Source organism: Streptomyces sp. NPDC005566 (assembly GCF_040605575.1).
Taxonomy (GTDB): Bacteria; Actinomycetota; Actinomycetes; order Streptomycetales; family Streptomycetaceae; genus Streptomyces.
Map to the genome: position 1 here is coordinate 118,162 of NZ_JBEXDB010000021.1, position 16,161 is coordinate 134,322.

The 16,161-nt window shown below is 70.3% G+C and carries 14 protein-coding genes; 7 read left to right on the forward strand and 7 right to left on the reverse strand.

Annotation, left to right across the window (positions count from 1 at the left end; translation table 11 throughout):
- The first annotated feature begins 12 nt into the window (after window positions 1-12).
- On the forward strand, window positions 13-588 hold the full coding sequence (locus tag ABZS61_RS29155) for a GNAT family N-acetyltransferase (RefSeq protein WP_356427595.1): 576 nt from the start codon (window positions 13-15) through the stop codon (window positions 586-588).
- Between the two features lie 76 nt (window positions 589-664).
- Window positions 665-1,840, forward strand: coding sequence for a crosslink repair DNA glycosylase YcaQ family protein (locus ABZS61_RS29160; protein ID WP_356427597.1), 1,176 nt, complete (start codon window positions 665-667; stop codon window positions 1,838-1,840).
- A 30-nt stretch (window positions 1,841-1,870) separates the two neighbouring features.
- Here the strand turns inward: ABZS61_RS29160 and ABZS61_RS29165 are convergent, their stop codons facing one another.
- The 7 genes from ABZS61_RS29165 to mtnA all read right to left on the reverse strand — a co-directional run bounded on the left by ABZS61_RS29165 (window position 1,871) and on the right by mtnA (window position 10,384).
- Complete coding sequence (locus tag ABZS61_RS29165) at window positions 1,871-2,611, reverse strand: response regulator transcription factor (RefSeq protein ID WP_356427599.1); 741 nt, start codon at window positions 2,609-2,611, stop codon at window positions 1,871-1,873.
- A 188-nt stretch (window positions 2,612-2,799) separates the two neighbouring features.
- Window positions 2,800-3,489 carry a ribosome-associated translation inhibitor RaiA gene (gene raiA, locus ABZS61_RS29170; protein WP_356427602.1) on the reverse strand — a complete coding sequence of 230 codons (690 nt, stop codon included), beginning with the start codon at window positions 3,487-3,489 and terminating at the stop codon, window positions 2,800-2,802.
- 330 nt (window positions 3,490-3,819) lie between these two features.
- A complete protein-coding gene (locus tag ABZS61_RS29175; protein WP_356427605.1) occupies window positions 3,820-4,539 on the reverse strand; it encodes a ComF family protein in 720 nt (239 codons plus the stop codon).
- A 106-nt stretch (window positions 4,540-4,645) separates the two neighbouring features.
- Window positions 4,646-6,478, reverse strand: coding sequence for an LpqB family beta-propeller domain-containing protein (locus ABZS61_RS29180; protein WP_356427639.1), 1,833 nt, complete (start codon window positions 6,476-6,478; stop codon window positions 4,646-4,648).
- 28 nt (window positions 6,479-6,506) lie between these two features.
- Window positions 6,507-8,543: an MtrAB system histidine kinase MtrB gene (gene mtrB / locus ABZS61_RS29185; RefSeq protein ID WP_356427608.1), complete on the reverse strand. Its 2,037-nt coding sequence runs from the start codon at window positions 8,541-8,543 to the stop codon at window positions 6,507-6,509.
- A 1-nt stretch (window position 8,544) separates the two neighbouring features.
- Entirely contained in the window at window positions 8,545-9,234 is a 690-nt protein-coding gene (mtrA, locus tag ABZS61_RS29190; protein WP_187281934.1) for a two-component system response regulator MtrA, read from the reverse strand.
- A gap of 4 nt (window positions 9,235-9,238) precedes the next feature.
- Window positions 9,239-10,384: an S-methyl-5-thioribose-1-phosphate isomerase gene (gene mtnA, locus ABZS61_RS29195; protein WP_356427611.1), complete on the reverse strand. Its 1,146-nt coding sequence runs from the start codon at window positions 10,382-10,384 to the stop codon at window positions 9,239-9,241.
- A 140-nt stretch (window positions 10,385-10,524) separates the two neighbouring features.
- Here mtnA and ABZS61_RS29200 point away from each other — a divergent pair, with 140 nt between their 5' ends.
- Genes ABZS61_RS29200 through ABZS61_RS29220 form a run of 5 tightly spaced genes read left to right on the forward strand, consistent with a single transcriptional unit; the run spans window position 10,525 to window position 16,011 of the window.
- Window positions 10,525-11,739, forward strand: coding sequence for a hypothetical protein (locus ABZS61_RS29200; RefSeq protein WP_356427614.1), 1,215 nt, complete (start codon window positions 10,525-10,527; stop codon window positions 11,737-11,739).
- Between the two features lie 4 nt (window positions 11,740-11,743).
- Window positions 11,744-12,436: a DUF4129 domain-containing protein gene (locus ABZS61_RS29205; RefSeq protein WP_356427616.1), complete on the forward strand. Its 693-nt coding sequence runs from the start codon at window positions 11,744-11,746 to the stop codon at window positions 12,434-12,436.
- Window positions 12,433-13,674: a DUF4350 domain-containing protein gene (locus ABZS61_RS29210; protein ID WP_356427619.1), complete on the forward strand. Its 1,242-nt coding sequence runs from the start codon at window positions 12,433-12,435 to the stop codon at window positions 13,672-13,674. The genes ABZS61_RS29205 and ABZS61_RS29210 overlap by 4 nt, the downstream gene beginning before the upstream one ends.
- Window positions 13,671-14,690 carry a MoxR family ATPase gene (locus tag ABZS61_RS29215; RefSeq protein ID WP_356427622.1) on the forward strand — a complete coding sequence of 340 codons (1,020 nt, stop codon included), beginning with the start codon at window positions 13,671-13,673 and terminating at the stop codon, window positions 14,688-14,690. The genes ABZS61_RS29210 and ABZS61_RS29215 overlap by 4 nt, the downstream gene beginning before the upstream one ends.
- A gap of 10 nt (window positions 14,691-14,700) precedes the next feature.
- The gene (locus ABZS61_RS29220; protein WP_356427625.1) at window positions 14,701-16,011 is read left to right on the forward strand and encodes a DUF58 domain-containing protein; all 1,311 of its coding nucleotides are present in this window, start codon (window positions 14,701-14,703) and stop codon (window positions 16,009-16,011) included.
- Window positions 16,012-16,161 lie beyond the last annotated feature (150 nt).

Below are 16,161 nucleotides of genomic sequence, written 5' to 3' on the forward strand. Positions count from 1 at the left end.
CACAATCCCCGCATGGAACCGATCACCCTCACCACCGAACGCCTGGCCCTGCGGCCCTTCGGGCCCCAGGACGCGGAGAGGGCGTACACCGCCTGCCAGGATCCGGACATCCAGCGGTGGACGGTCGTTCCCTCCCCGTACACCCGCGCCGACGCCGAGCTCTTCACCGGAAAACTGTCCCCGTCCGGCTGGCAGGAGGACTCGGCGTACAACTTCGCCGTGGTGCTCCGGGACGACGGACAGCTCGTCGGCGCCCTCGGCCTCACCCGGCTGAGCCACCCGGGCACGTACGAGGTGGGCTACTGGACGGCCCGGGAGCACCGCGGCCTCGGCTTCACGACGGAAGCGGTCCTCGGCGGGGCCCACTGGGCATTCACCGCGCTCGCCGCGGACCGCCTCGAATGGCGGGCCGAGGTCGGCAACGACCCGTCCCGGGCGGTCGCCCGGCGTGCGGGCTTCCGCATGGAGGGCGAGCAGCGGTCCGCACTGGTCAACAAGGGGATACGGCGCGACACCTGGACCGGGTCGCTGATCCCGGCAGATCTGGGACTGCCCGGCACCCAGCCGTACCTGCCGGCCCGTTCCTGAACCGGTCCGCTCCGCAGTGAGGAGCAGTCCCGAAGACCCGGGCGGGATGTCAGTGCGGCCCTCTAGGGTTCGATGCATGACGTCTGCGCCGCCTCCCGTCCTCGAACTCTCCGCCGACCAGGCGCGCCGGATCGCCCTGCGGGCCCAGGGCTTCCTGGGGGCCCCCGACCGCCGGGGCGGAGTGCCCGGGGTGCTGCGCCACCTCGGGGCCGTCCAGCTCGACACGATCTCGGTCCTTGCCCGCTCGCACGAGCTCGTGCCCTACGCGCGTCTCGGCGCCGTCGGCCGGCGCACGGTCGACGACGCGTACTGGTCGGGTGGCCGCTCGTTCGAGTACTGGTCGCACGCCGCGTGCATCCTGCCTGTCGAGGAATGGCCGCACTTCGCGTTCCGCCGCCGCGCCTACCGCGCCCGCCCCCACTGGAACCACGACCTGCCCGACGGGGCGTACGACACGGTGATCAAGCAACTGCGCGCCGAGGGCCCGCTGACGGCGACCGAGCTCGGCGGCGCGAAGAACGGCGGGGAGTGGTGGGACTGGTCGGCATCGAAGGTCGCCGTCGAACGGGCCCTGATGTACGGCGAGGTGGTGTGCACCCAGCGGCGCAGCTGGAAGCGCGTCTACGACCTGGCCGAGCGCGCCGTTCCGGAGGCCCTGCTCCACGACGACCTGGACGACACCGAGTGCCTGCGCCGGCTGGTGGCCCTGGCGGGCCGTTCGCTGGGTGTCGGAACCCGGGCGGACATCGCCGACTACCACCGGCTCAAGGGCGAGCAGTTCGACGCCGTGGTGGCGGACTCCGGGCTGGTCCCGGTATCGGTGCGGGGCTGGGCCAAGCCGGCCTGGGCGGACCCGGAGGCACTGGCCTCCGAGCCCCGCGGCCGGCACCGTACGACGCTTCTGTCGCCGTTCGACTCGCTGATCTGGGAACGGGCACGGACCGAGCGGATCTTCGGCTTCGCCCATCGCCTGGAGGCCTACGTGCCCAGGCCCAAGCGGATCCACGGCTACTTCGCGATGCCCCTGCTGGCGGGCGGCAGCCTCCAGGGCAGGGTCGACCCGGCACGCGAAGGCACCACGCTGGTCGCCCGACAGGTGTCGCTGGAGAGCAGGAAGACCGTCCCGCCGATGGCCGAGGCGCTCGTCGAAGCCGCTTCCTGGGTCGGCTGCACGGATGTCCGGCTGGAGCGGGTCGACGCCCCGGAACTGCGGGAGCCGCTCATGGCGGAAATCGCCCGCATCCTTGCGTGAGCCAAGCGGGCGGGGGCACGGCGCCGACCGCTATCTGATCTCGAGAATCTTCTCCCGCATGGCATAGACCACGGCTTCCATCCGGGAGTGCAGCTGGAGCTTCTCCAGAATATTGCGGACGTGGTTCTTCACGGTGTTCTCGGAAATGAACAATTGCTTGGCGATATCGCGGTTGTTCATCCCCGTCGCCACGAGCTTGAGAACTTCGAGCTCCCGCTCCGTGAGCCGCGGTGCCGGGACCAGCCGGCGCTCGTCGGTGCGCTGAATCATCGACTTGAACTCGGTGAGCAGTTTGGAGGCCATCGACGGACTGATCTGGGACTGCCCGTCCGCCACCGCGCGAATGGCCGTGGCCACCTCGTCGGTGGAGATCTCCTTGAGGAGATAGCCGGTGGCGCCCGCCTTGATCGCTTCGTAGAGGTCGGCTTCCTCATCGCTGATGGTCAACATGATGATCTTTGCACTGGGTGCCACCTCCTTGATGGAGGTGCACGCCTCGATGCCGCCGCGCTTGGGCATCCGTACGTCCATCAGCACGATGTCGGGCAGCAGGTCCGCGGCCTTGTCGACCGCCTCCGCGCCGTCACCCGCCTCGCCCACGACCTGGATGTCCTCCTCCTGCGCGAGGACGATCTCCAGACCTCTGCGGAACAGCGCATGGTCATCGACCACAAGAACCCGGATGGGTTCCTTGCGGGAACTGCCGTCGTCCGCACCGGCTGCGTCGTAGCCGGCGTTCGTATCACGCACGGGCCCGAAGGTCTCCGCCATCGTTCCTCCCCCTGAAGGCCACGGCCTGAGGTCACAGGCTGTCCGCCAACGGCACTTCGCAGAACACCGATTGGCTTGGGACGCCATGATTTCATGCCCGGGCGCCGGTGCAGTGATCCTGTTGTCGCACGCGGGTGCCCCCGGGGGCGCGCAAGCGCTTCCAGGGGCACCACGAGAAAGGAATGGCGTCAGCCGCCGAGCGCACCGCCCGCGCCGCCCGCTTCGTCAGAGGCAAGCGGGTCGGTCCTCAGATGAATGACACCGTAGTCGTAGGCGTGCCGTCGGTAGACGACACTGGGCTCCTTGGTCTCGGAGTCGACGAACAGGTAGAAGTCGTGCCCGACCAGCTCCATCTCGTAGAGCGCCTGGTCGAGCGTCATCGGTGCTGCGACGTGCGTCTTCTCGCGCACCACGAGCGGTCCCTCGCCCTGAACCTCGAGCGAACCGATCCTGGTGGTGGGCACGGCCGACGGCGTCTCCTCGGGGATCAGCTCGCCGTCCCCGTTGAACGATGCGGCGTCCGGCACCACCTCACCCACTTCGGATGCGGACAAGCGGCCGTTGCCGCGCCGGCTGTAGCGCTTGTCGTGCTCCTTGCGCAGTCGCGCGTCCAGCTTGTCGGTGGCCAGATCCAGCGCAGCGTACGGGTCGCCGGCCGCAGCTTCCGCCCGGATGACCGGCCCGCGCGAGCGGAGCGTGATCTCCACCCGTGCCGCACGGTCGGCCTGACGGGGATTCGGCTCCTTGGACACCTCGACGTCGAGACTGATCACCTTGCCGTCGAACTTCTGGATCTTGTCCAGCTTCAGCTTCTCGGCCACGTGCTTGCGGAACCGCTCGGGCACCTCGGTCTTGCGGCCCTTGACGACGATGTCCACGCAGAACTCCGTTCCCGGATCACTCCGCTTCAGCGGCGGAGCGTCTCCCTTTTGCACCAGGCCCCGGTGATCGCCGGAGCCGCGGACTCGGTGACGTTCACCTCCTCCTCCCCCGTCGGCGAGGTCTCCACCCCACCGAACTTCCGTGCTTCTGGCCTACTGGTGAGTTGCCTGCCCGAAACCTGGTGGTGCATTCATCGAGGTTCGGCATTCACCGTTCCTCACAACCGAACATAGCCTGCCCACCACCGTGTCGGCACCCGCTACTCGCGCGTACCTCCGATCAGGGCCCTTTACCCACTCACTACCTGCAACGATGCAATTCTTCTGTCAGTTCCGGTTTATTTCGAAAGCAGACGGAGAAGCTGAGACAACCGCAGCCCGCAGGACGGGCGCAGCACCATGTCCGGCGCCTCCCGCCGCACGGACAGCGCGTGCCGCCTCGGCCAATGACGCCCCCGTCGTGAGCAGGTCGTCCACGAGCACCACCCGGCCGCCCTCGAGCCATCGCCACCCACCGGCCGCGACCTCCAGCGCACCTGCCAGATTCACTTGCCGCGCCCTGGCCCCGAGCCCTGCCTGGTCCGCCACCGCACGCCGCTGGCGCAGCACGGCGGCCACCCCGGCCGCAGTTCCCCCGCGCCGTAGCTCCGCCGCGGCGGCCAGCGCGATCCGCCGCGCCGGATCGTGACCACGGGCGGCCGTGGCCCGCCGCGCCGACGGTACGGGCACCAGCAGCAGGGGCCCCGTTTCACCCGACTGCCCCGTCCCGGCCCTCACGGCGCCCGCCAAGGCCCCGCCGAGCGCCCTTGCGAGCCCGAGTGCCCCTCGCTCCTTGTGGGCCAGCAGCATCGCGCGTACCGCGTTCTCGTACGGCGCCGCAGCATGGACCACAGGCAGCCCGGCAGGCTCGGGATCAGGCCTCACACGCCGCGGGCCTGCGGCCAGCACCGCGGCACACTGCTCGCACAGCTCCGTGCGCGGCCTGCCGCAGCCACCACAGGCCGCCGGCAGGACCAGCCCGGCGATCTCCCGCCACCATCCCCGCACGGCCCCACTGTGCCCGGGCCGCGCGCACCCGGCCAGACCTGTGGACAACGTCTGTGGACAACTCGGACCGGGCACGGCCGGAGGGCTTCCCCCGGCGCCCATGCGGTCAGCCCGGATAGACCAGCGAGGATCCGTCCTTGAGCACCGTCTGCCAGTTGTCGCCGGGCGACAGCTTCACTATCCCGTCGACCTCGGTGTCCGCCATCAGCGGCAACTGCTCGTCGTCGGCCGCCGCGATAGCCGTCACCTGGTTCACACCGGGCAGGACACCGGAGGCCGACGTCGAACCGTCAGCCTCCACGTAGCGGACCTGCTGCACACCGCCCTCCTCCCTGCCGACCACCACGAGGCGGCTGCGGCCCGACCAGGAAACGGCAGTCACATCGGCCAGCTGGGGCGCCGCCTGGCGCAGGTCCTGCACCGAGACCCGCTCGGCCTCCCCGGACCCGGTCCGCTCGACCCGCCCGATCTTCAACGTCGTATGCCCGTCCTCGAACACCCTGAGTGCGATCCGCACCCCGTCTGCCGACATCCGCAGCGCTTCGATCCTCCCGCCGTCCAGACCGGGCACCTCGACCTCCTGCGGTGCGCCCTGCCCGTCCGTCAGCCGCAGCAGCCTGGGGCCGGCCGGATCACGGTCGGCAACCCACAGGTCGCCCCGGCCGTCCCAGCTCGGCGCGGACAGCCGGTCCTCGGCCTTCTTGGCCCGGCTGCTCACGACAGGCTCGGCCGGTTCGCTCTCCGCGACGAGGGAGGACACATAGAGGTCCTGCTGATTCGCCGAGACGGCGGCAGCCTGCTGTTCGTCCCGGGCCACCCCGACGGCGCTCATCGCCACCGGCCCGGCGCCGAACGGGCCGATCACCGGCTCCGGCTCCGGCTCCGCGTCACCCTTGTCGGCCCCGGGGAGGCGCTGCACGTGCCCCTTGTCGTCCACGAAGTACTGGCTGTCGGGAGCACCGGAGGCGTGGTCGGAAGCGAACTCGTCCGCCTCGTCCGCCCCGAGGGAGCACAGCGGGCCCCGCCCGCCCTGGAGCTCGACCTGACCGACCCGCGCGGACGTCAGGTCCCGCAAGGTGACGAGCACCTGGGCCGCCATCATCCGGCAGGCACCCTGGCCGACCTTGTCGGCCTTCTTGTTGAGCGGCACCTTCAGGACGTTCTGGTCGTCGGGCGCGAGCGAAGTGACCCCGCGCTTCAGTGCCGTACCGGTGGGGAAGCGGGAATCGACGACCGGCCTCAACCAGTCGGACGGCCCCTCGAGCAGCGTCCGGACGGTCTGGGCCGCCGTGTCCATCCGCGTGACCGGATCCGTCCGGTTCCGTACGTAGACGGTGTCGGCGACCAGTGCGGAGTCGCTGTCCGCCCGCCCGGCGGCGAAGTAGTACTTGTTCACGGACCGGTAGAGCCGCTTGAAGTCGGACTGCCCGAGCACCAGACCGTCCGGCACGATGTCGATGCGCCACTCCTGCTTGCCGTCCGACCCCTTCTGGCGCACCAGGTGCAGCATCTGGGAGTAGTCCGTCGGTGCGAGCGGCCGGTAGGAACTCTGCGCGTCAACGGACGCCACCTGATCGCCCGTGAGGGTGTAGGTGGTCTCCGCGCTCCTGCGCTCCTTGTCGTGGAGCGAGGGACCGTTCCGGTTGGGCGCCTTGGCGAGCACCGTGGTGCCGTGGCTCGGCTTCCAGGTGCGGGCCGCCTCCTCGGTCAGGTACGTGCGGGTCGTCCTGAAATCGGGGTCGTCGCTCGTCATCGACTCCAGGAAGCCGTCCACGACCTCGAGGGGCGCGGCGCCCTCCCTCGGCGGAACGGCGTACACCTGCACCTGGGAATCACCCGGCTGCGAGGCATCGACCGCCTTGACGTCACCCGTGACCGGCATCGCTCCGCACGCGGACAGGACCACGATGCCGCAGCCCAGTAGCGCGGAAACCCGCACCGCACGTCCATGCCCACCCCGGCGGCGGTCAGTTTCCACGAGTCGTGTCCTCCTGGTCCGGATCCTGCGTCTCCTGGTCGGCCCCGCCCGGCCGCTCCCCGGCCGGACGCGACACCACGCGTGCGCCATTGCCCGGCAGGGCCGCCGGATGCACCGAAACGTGAGCCTGACGCGGGGCCACCGGGGCACGTGCCGACACGGGCAGTTGCTGCGACCGCGCCGAGGACCCGGTCTGGTTCGGTACGGACATCAACCGGTGGTCGGCCGCCGGCGGAGCAGCCTCGGCCCGTTCCCGGTTCTCCCGGTTGCGCCGCGAATCCTCCGGCTCCAGCGGTATCGGCGATCCCCGCAGCGGCTCGTCCGCCGTACGGGGCAGGGTGAGGCGGAACTGCGAACCGCCACCGGGCTCGCCCCATGCCTGCAGCCAGCCGCCGTGCAGCCGCGCGTCCTCGACGGCGATCGAGAGGCCCAGTCCGGTGCCCCCGGTCGTCCGGGCACGCGCCGGGTCGGCCCGCCAGAAGCGATTGAAGACACGGGTCGCCTCGCCCGGCTTGAGCCCCACCCCGTAGTCCCGGACGGCCACGGCCACGGCACCCTGGGCAACCTCCATGCGCACCACGACGTCCCGGCCCTCGCCGTGCTCGACGGCGTTGACGACGAGGTTGCGCAAGACCCGTTCGACGCGGCGCGCATCGGCCTCGGCCACCACCGGCTGCTCGTCGCCGATGACCCTGATGCGGCTGCCCTTGCGCTCGGCCAGCGGTTCGGCGCCGCCGATCACGCGCCGTACGACCGTACGCAGATCTATCGGTTCGGCTTCCAGGGCCGCAGCACCCGCGTCGAACCTGCTGATCTCCAGCAGGTCGGACAGGAGCGACTCGAAACGGTCGAGCTGGTCACCCAGCAGCTCCGCGGAACGCGCGGTCACCGGATCGAAGTCGACACGCGCGTCGTGAATGACGTCGGCGGCCATCCGCACGGTGGTCAGCGGGGTCCGCAGCTCATGACTCACGTCCGAGACGAAACGCCGCTGCATCCGGGAGAGCTCCTCCAGCTGCTGGATCTTCAGCTGCAGGTTCTGCGCCATCTTGTTGAAGGCCTCACCGAGCCGGGCGATGTCGTCCTCGCCGGTGACCTTCATCCGTTCCTGGAGCCGGCCGGCGGAGAGCCGCTCGGCGATCCCCGCGGCCATGCGCACGGGGGTGACGACCTGGCGTACGACGAACCAGGCGATGCCCCCCAGCAGCACGACCACGAACAGACCCGCGGTGGCCAGCGTCGTCGTGACCAGCGTCAGGGACTTCTCCTCCTGCGTGAGCGGGAAGAGGTAGTACAGCTCGTACGGATTGTGGTCGATGTCGTAGAGCCGCTTGCCCACGACGAGTCCGGGCTGCGGATCCTTGCCGTGCGAGTAGCGGATCAGGGAGTACGTCTGGAACGCCCCGGGCCCCTTGTCCACGGCCTCGCGCAGACTCTGCGGCACGCTGGACGCCTCCACGCTGCCCGAACCGCGCGGTGCGCGACTGGTCGCACTCTGCGCGGCGGAGTCGGCACTGAGCGCCACCACGTTGAAGGCGTTCGTGCCACCGCTGGCGAGCTGATCGACCAGCTCGGTGCGCCAGGAGGTGTTGGCCGTCATGCCGTCGGCGCCCTCGTCACCCTGGCCACCCGGGACGAGCGGCGCGTTCGCGTTCGCCTGGGCGGCCGCGAACCCGCCGGCCGCCTGCGTCTGCGCGGCCTTGCCCTTCGCGTCGAGCAGGCCGTTGCGCACCTGCCCGATCACGACGAAGCCCAGCACCAGCACCACGGCGATCGACATCAGCAGGGTGCCGGCGACGACCCGCAGCTGCAGGTTGCGCCGCCACAGCCGCACAGCGGGCAGCAGCGGCCGCCGGAGCCACCGCATCAGAAGACGCAGCACGGGGCCACCGGGCGTCCGGTCCTGGAACAACCGGCCACCCTGCCTGAACCGGTTGTACCGGGATGACCTCCGTGCCTGACCGGCAGCCCGCTCCGTACGGACTCCCGGCCCCCCGGGTTTCGGAGCAGCGCTGCCCAGGGTCATGTCAGCTCGGTCCGGCCTTGTAACCGACACCGCGGACGGTCACAACGATCTCCGGACGCTCCGGGTCCTTCTCGACCTTGGAGCGCAGCCGCTGGACATGCACATTCACCAGACGGGTGTCGGCGGCGTGGCGATAACCCCACACCTGCTCGAGCAGTACCTCGCGGGTGAAGACCTGCCACGGCTTGCGGGCGAGCGCGACCAGCAGGTCGAACTCGAGCGGGGTGAGGGCGATCGACTGCCCCTCCCGCTTCACCGAGTGACCGGCCACATCGATGACCAGGTCCCCGATCGCCAGCTGCTCCGGCGCGGGCTCTTCGGACCTCCGCAGACGTGCCCTGATCCGGGCCACCAACTCCTTCGGTTTGAACGGCTTGACGATGTAGTCGTCGGCCCCGGATTCCAGGCCCACCACCACGTCAACCGTGTCGCTCTTGGCAGTGAGCATGACGATCGGCACACCAGACTCGGCCCTGATCAGCCGGCAGACCTCGATGCCGTCCCGTCCGGGCAGCATGAGGTCCAGCAGCACCAGGTCCGGCTTGGCCTCACGAAATGCAGCCAGTGCCTTGTCGCCGTCCGCTACGAACGACGGTTCGAAACCTTCTCCCCGCAGCACAATGCCGAGCATCTCGGCCAGTGCGGTGTCGTCGTCGACGACAAGGACGCGTCCCTTCATAAACGACATCATCCCATTAGCTAATCGTTACCTGCGATGACCTGGCACACAGCTCTGCCAGTCCGACCCCCGTTACCGGGGAAATGATGCCCTCCTCCGTGACGATCGCCGTGACCAGTTCGGGCGGCGTGATGTCGAATGCGGGGTTGTACGCCTGGGCTCCCGGGGGTGCCACCGACTGCCCGCCCCCCTCACCCCCGGCCGAGACATTCCGCGAAGATGTGAGCTCCGTCACTTCTACCGCGGAACGCTGCTCGACGACTATGGATGTGCCGTCCGCGGTGTCCAGATCAACCGTCGTGGTCGGCGCCACGACGATGAACGGCACATGGTGGTACTTGGCAAGCACTGCCAACGGATAGCTCCCCACCTTGTTGGCCACCGAGCCGTCCGCGGCGATGCGGTCCGCCCCGATGAGTACGGCATCCACCTCCCCCGCGGCAAACAGCGAACCCGCCGCGTTGTCGGTGAGCAAGCTGTACGGCATGCCGTTGCGTGCCGCTTCGAACGCCGTCAGCCTGGCTCCCTGGAGCAGCGGACGGGTCTCGTCCACCCACAGCCGCCGCAGGCTACCCGCCCGGTGTGCTCCCAGAGCCACCGCGAAGGCCGTGCCCTCGCCCCCCGATACGAGCGCTCCCGTGTTGCAGTGGGTCAGCAGCCGATGCCCCCCGTCGGGCAGGAGCTCAGCCAGCAGCTCCAGACCGTACTGCGCCATACGCCTGCTGGCGGCCGCGTCCTGGCGGTGCAGTGCCCGTGCCTCCGCCAGGGCAGCCCCGGCAGCCTCCTGAGGGCCGGCACCGTTCCCGACAGCCGCCCCGTGCACCCGCGCCACGCGCCGCGCCCCGTACCCGAGATTTACGGCGGTGGGCCGCGCCGCCTCCAGCAGCTCCGCCGCCCGCACGACGTCGTCACCCCGGGCAGCGGCCAGTGCCACGCCATAACCTCCGGCAATGCCCAGCAGGGGCGCACCGCGCACTGCCAGCATCCGGATCGCCCGGACCAGCGCGGGCACGTCGGCGCACACCAGCTCGACCTCCTCCGAGGGCAGCCGGGTCTGGTCGAGGAGCACCACCGCGGGACCTTCCGGTGGCTCGTCCCAACGGAGTACGGAGAGGGCCGGAGGCTCGATGCCCACCGGCGATTGCGCGTCCTGATCAGCCATCTGCCCAGTCTGCCCGCTGAGCCGCCCGCACACGAAGGCGAGAAGGAGATACAGCGCCCGGCCCGCACCGGAGCAACGCGTGGCACGATGGCTGCCAACCTGCCGCCCCGATGAGCGGTCAGGACCGTGAAGGAGCGACAATGAACGACTCTCCGGGCTGGGCTACGCCCGGATCTGCACCCTCCGACGGCCAGGAGGCGGGCATCCCCCGGCCTTCTTCTCCCGTCGACGGAAGCGGCCCCGGCGGACAGTGGTCCCCTGCACAGCCGCCTCCGGGGCAGTGGTCCCCACCGAGCGCTCCCGGCAACGGTCCGGGCGGACCCCCGCCCGCCCCGGGCTGGGGCGGCGCACCCCCGCAGGGCCCGGGCCCCGGATGGGGCCGGAAGCCCATGGCGGCGAAGCCCGGAGTCATCCCTCTCCGCCCCCTGGGCGTCGGAGAGATCCTCGACGGCGCCGTGTCCACCATGCGCGCCCACTGGCGCACCGTCCTGGGCATCAGCCTCACCGTCTCCGTCGTCTCCGAGATCGCCGTCATCCTCCTGCAGCGCTACCTCCTGCCGGAACCGAAGTCGGTCGACCCGAACGCCGTCGGGGCCGAGGCCATCCGCCAGGCCGCCGACTCGGCGCAGTCGAGCCTGCTCACCAGCGCCCCGGCCGCGCTCATCTCGATGATCGCCACGCTCTTCATCACCTCCGTGCTCACCGTGGTGATCAGCCGCTCCGTGCTCGGCCGCAAGGCGACGCTCTCCGACGCCTGGACCGAGGCCCGGCCCCGGCTCCTTCCGCTCCTCGGGCTGACGCTGCTGATGAGCCTGATGAGCGCCGCCGTGATGATCGTGGGACTGCTTCCCGGCATGCTGCTGGATGGCGGCGCCGGGCTCGCCCTCGCCTTCGTCGGCTTCATCGGCGCCTGCGTCGTCGTCGTGTGGCTGATGGTCCGCTTCTCGCTCGCCGCACCGGCGCTGATGCTGGAGCGGCAGTCCGTCCTGACCTCACTGCGCCGCTCCGCGAAGCTGGTCAGGGGCACGTGGTGGCGGACGTTCGGCATTCTCGCTCTCACGTACCTGCTGGTCATCGTCGTCGCCCTGATCATCGTGATCCCGTTCGGCATCATCGCCGTGACCGTGGACAGCGACGGCCTGAGCGAGTTCCTCAACAGCAGCTCCACCGACTTCGGCTGGCCCTTCCTCATCATCACGGGCGTCGGTGAAGTGATCATCTCGACGCTCACCTACCCCTTCACCGCAGGAGTGATCGCCCTGCTCTATGTCGACCAGCGCATCCGCCGCGAAGCACTCGACCTCGACCTCGCCCGGGCCGCGGGCGTGCCCGGCTACGACACCCCCAGGAGCTGATGCGGTGACGGGGGCGGGGGGCACCACAACAGCACAGCGGCTCATCCGGGCGGGCGAGGACATACCCGTGGACATCCCACGCGTCCCCGCCCGCGAAGCGGCAGAGGACGAACTGTCCGACCCGATGTACCACGAACACGATCCGAACCTTCTCGAGCGCGCTCTCGACCGCTTCTGGGAATGGGTCGGCGACCTCTTCGACGGCGCCACCGGGTCCGCGCCGGGCGGCCCGCTCGGGCTCGTCGTCATCGCCGTCGTCGTCATCGCTCTGGGAGCGGCCCTCTGGTGGCGGCTCGGCACACCCCAGCGCGCCGTCCGTCCGTCGGACGCCCTGTTCGGCAGCAGCGCCCGCAGCGCTGCCGAGCACCGCACCGCAGCCGAGGCGCACGCGGAGGCGCACCGCTGGACCGAAGCCGTCCAGGAACGCATGCGCGCAGTCGTACGCTCCCTGGAGGACCGGGCCGTACTCGACCCGCGACCGGGCCGCACCGCCGACGAGGCGGCCGCCGACGCGGGCCGGCTCCTACCCGCCCACGCCACCCGGCTCCGCACGGCCGCCCGGGTCTTCGACGACGTCACATACGGGGGCCGTACGGCCGACCGGGCCGCGTACCTGAACCTGTGCACCCTCGACCAGGACCTCGAGGACACCAGACCCCTGCTGACCGCTCCCACGACACCGGGGACAGCCGGATGACCGAGGCCACCACCATCGCCACCACCTCCGCGTCCCGCACACCGCACCAGATCTGGCTCCGGGTCCGGGGCCTGCTCCTCGCCCTCCTCCTTCTCGTCGTCGCGGGCGTCACCTTCGCCGCGCTCCGCTCCGGCGACCAGCACGGCCGACTCGATCCCCGATCCGCGGACCCGTACGGCAGCCGGGCCGTCGCCGAACTCCTCAAGGACCGTGGCGTCTCCGTCAGCGTCGTCACCACGCTCGACGAGGCCACCGAGGCGGCAGGACCCGACACCACCCTCCTCGTCGCCGGCCCCAACGTGCTGACCACGTACCAGCAGCACCTGCTCCGGACGGCGACCGGTGACACCGCAGGCCGCACGGTCCTCGTCGCCTCCGGCCCGCCGTCCGTCGCACGGCTCGCCCCCGGTGTGCGGGCGGTCTCCGCAAGCCGCGTGACCCCGCGCCCGCCGGACTGCGAACTCCCTGCCGCACGCACCTCCGGAACAGTCGACGCGGGCGGCATCCGCTACGCGACGGACGCCGCCGGAGCCACCACCTGCTACCCGGACGACGGGCTTCCCACCCTCCTGGTCCTCCCCGGCAGGGAAGCCGGCGACACCGTCCTGCTCGGCTCCCCCGACATCCTCCACAACAACCGCCTGGACCAAGAGGGAAACGCTTCCCTCGCTCTCCAACTCCTCGGCTCCCGACCGCATCTCGTCTGGTACCTCCCCTCGCTCACTGATCCCTCCGCCAACGAGGGCCATACGGACGACGGCGCTGATGGCGGAAGCGAGGACGGCGAGGACGAGTCGGCCGGCGAAAGCGGGTTCATCGACCTCATCCCCTCCGGCTGGCTCTGGGGAACGCTCCAACTGGCCCTCGCCGCCGTCCTCACGGCCGTCTGGCGTGCTCGACGCCTGGGCCCCCTGGTCACCGAGCGGCTGCCCGTGGCCATCCGGGCCTCCGAGTCCACCGAAGGCAGAGCACGCCTCTACCGCAAGGCGAACGCCCGCGACCGGGCCGCCGACGCACTGCGCTCCGCCACTCGGAACCGCATCGCTCCACTCCTCGGTGTCTCCTCCCGCGACACCGACTCCCCCGAGGTCCTCCTGCCTGCCGTCTCCGCGCGTCTCACCACCACGGACGGCGACCTCCGCACACTGCTCTTCGGCCCGGCCCCCGCCGACGACACCGCACTTGTCCTTCTGACCGACCAACTCGACGCCCTCGAAAGAGAGGTACGCACTTCATGAGCGCCCCGACCCCGGAGCCCAACGAGCCCGCGGCACCCGCAGGGACCCTTGTGGCCCCCGCGATTTCCGACAGCGCCCGCGCATCACTGGAAGCTCTGCGTTCCGAGATCGCCAAGGCCGTGGTCGGCCAGGACCCCGCCGTCACCGGACTCGTGGTCGCGTTGCTCTGCCGAGGCCACGTCCTGCTCGAAGGCGTCCCCGGAGTCGCCAAGACCCTCCTGGTGCGCGCCCTTGCCGCTTCCCTCGAACTGGACACCAAACGCGTACAGTTCACGCCCGACCTGATGCCGAGTGACGTCACGGGCTCACTCGTCTACGACGCCCGCACCGCCGAATTCTCCTTCCAGCCCGGACCGGTGTTCACCAACCTCCTGCTCGCCGACGAGATCAACCGCACCCCTCCCAAGACGCAGTCCTCCCTTCTGGAGGCCATGGAGGAACGCCAGGTCACCGTCGACGGCACCCCCCGTGCGCTGCCCGACCCCTTCCTTGTCGCAGCCACCCAGAACCCCGTCGAATACGAGGGCACCTACCCGCTGCCCGAGGCCCAGTTGGACCGTTTCCTCCTGAAGCTGACCGTGCCCCTGCCGTCGCGTGCCGACGAGATCAACGTCCTGACGCGCCATGCCGACGGATTCAATCCCCGCGACCTCAAGGCTGCAGGCATACGGCCCGTTGCCGGCCCCGCAGATCTGGAAGCCGCCCGCTCCGCCGTCGCCAAGACCACGGTCTCCCCCGAGATCGCCGCCTATGTCGTGGATATCTGTCGTGCCACTCGCGAATCCCCCTCGCTCACGCTCGGCGCCTCCCCCCGAGGAGCCACCGCGCTGCTCTCCACAGCGCGCGCCTGGGCTTGGCTCACCGGCCGGGACTACGTCATCCCTGACGATGTGAAAGCCCTGGCCCTCCCCACACTGCGTCATCGCATCCAGCTGCGGCCGGAAGCGGAAATGGAAGGAGTCACCGCCGACTCCGTCATCACCGCCGTCCTCGCCCACGTCCCCGTCCCCCGATGAGGCGGTGACCATGGCCCTCACCGGACGAACCGCATTGCTGGCCGCCTTGGGGTCACTCCCCGTAGGCATCCTCGCCCCGAGCTGGACAGGCATGCTCGCGGTCAACGCCCCCCTCACATTGGCAATTCTGTGCGACTACGCCCTGGCCGCGCCAGTGCGTACGCTGCAGTTCACCCGATCCGGTGATACATCCGTTCGACTCGGTGACGACGCAGAAGTACAACTCACCGTAACCAATCCCTCGAGTCGCCGCCTTCGCGCGCACCTCCGCGACGCCTGGCCACCCAGCACCTGGAGCAGCGAAGCCGAACAGGCCTCATCCCGGCACGCGTTCACCGTTCCCGCCGGCGAGAGGCGTCGTCTGACCACGTTCCTCCGTCCTTCCCGTCGCGGCGACCGCCGGGCAGAGCACATCACTGTCCGCTCCTTCGGGCCACTGGGACTGGCAGCCCGTCAAGGCAATCACCACGTCCCGTGGACGGTCCGAGTACTGCCTCCCTTCACCAGCCGACGGCACCTGCCTTCGCGGCTCGCCAGGCTCCGCGAACTCGACGGCCGCACCAGCGTGCTCACCCGGGGCCAGGGCACCGAGTTCGACAGCCTCCGTGCATACGTGCCGGGAGACGACACCCGGTCCATCGACTGGCGGGCCACCGCACGCCAGTCCGCTGTCGCCGTGCGCACCTGGCGCCCCGAGCGAGACCGGCACATCCTGATCGTCCTCGACACCGGTCGCACGTCAGCAGGACGGGTGGGCGACGTGCCCCGTCTCGATGCGGCCATGGACGCGACGCTGCTCCTCACGGCCCTGGCCACACGTGCGGGCGACCGAGTGAACCTCCTCGCCTACGACCGGCAGATCCGCGCCCAGGTCCTGGGCCGGGCGGGCGGCGACGTCCTGTCGGCGATCGTCAACGCCATGGTCCCCCTGGAACCCGAGCTCGTGGAGACGGACGCCCGTGGCCTGAGCACCGCCGCGCTGGCGAGTGCCCCTCGGCGCTCCCTGATCGTCCTGCTGACGAGCCTGGACTCCGCGCCTATCGAGGAGGGCCTGCTCCCGGTGCTCCCTCAGCTCACCCAGCGCCACACGGTCCTGGTGGCAGCCGTCGCGGATCCCCGTATCGAAGCGATGGCCCGCGCCAGGGGCACGGTGGACGCGGTGTACGACGCCGCCGCCGGAACCCGTACTCAGGCTCAGCGCCGCAGGACCGCGGACCAGCTCCGCCGTCATGGCGTCGTGGTCGTCGATGCCACTCCGGATGCGCTCGCACCGGCGCTGGCTGACGCCTACCTCGCGCTCAAGGCCGCCGGCCGACTTTAGTGCAGTGCCCGTGCGGAACCGCGGCTCCGAAAGGGGTCGTGAACGGGTTCAGAATGCAGAAAAGCCCCGTGCCACAAGGGCACGGGGCTTTCCCGGAATAATTGTTCGGCGGCGTCCTACTCTCCCACAGGGTCCCCCCTGCAGTACCAT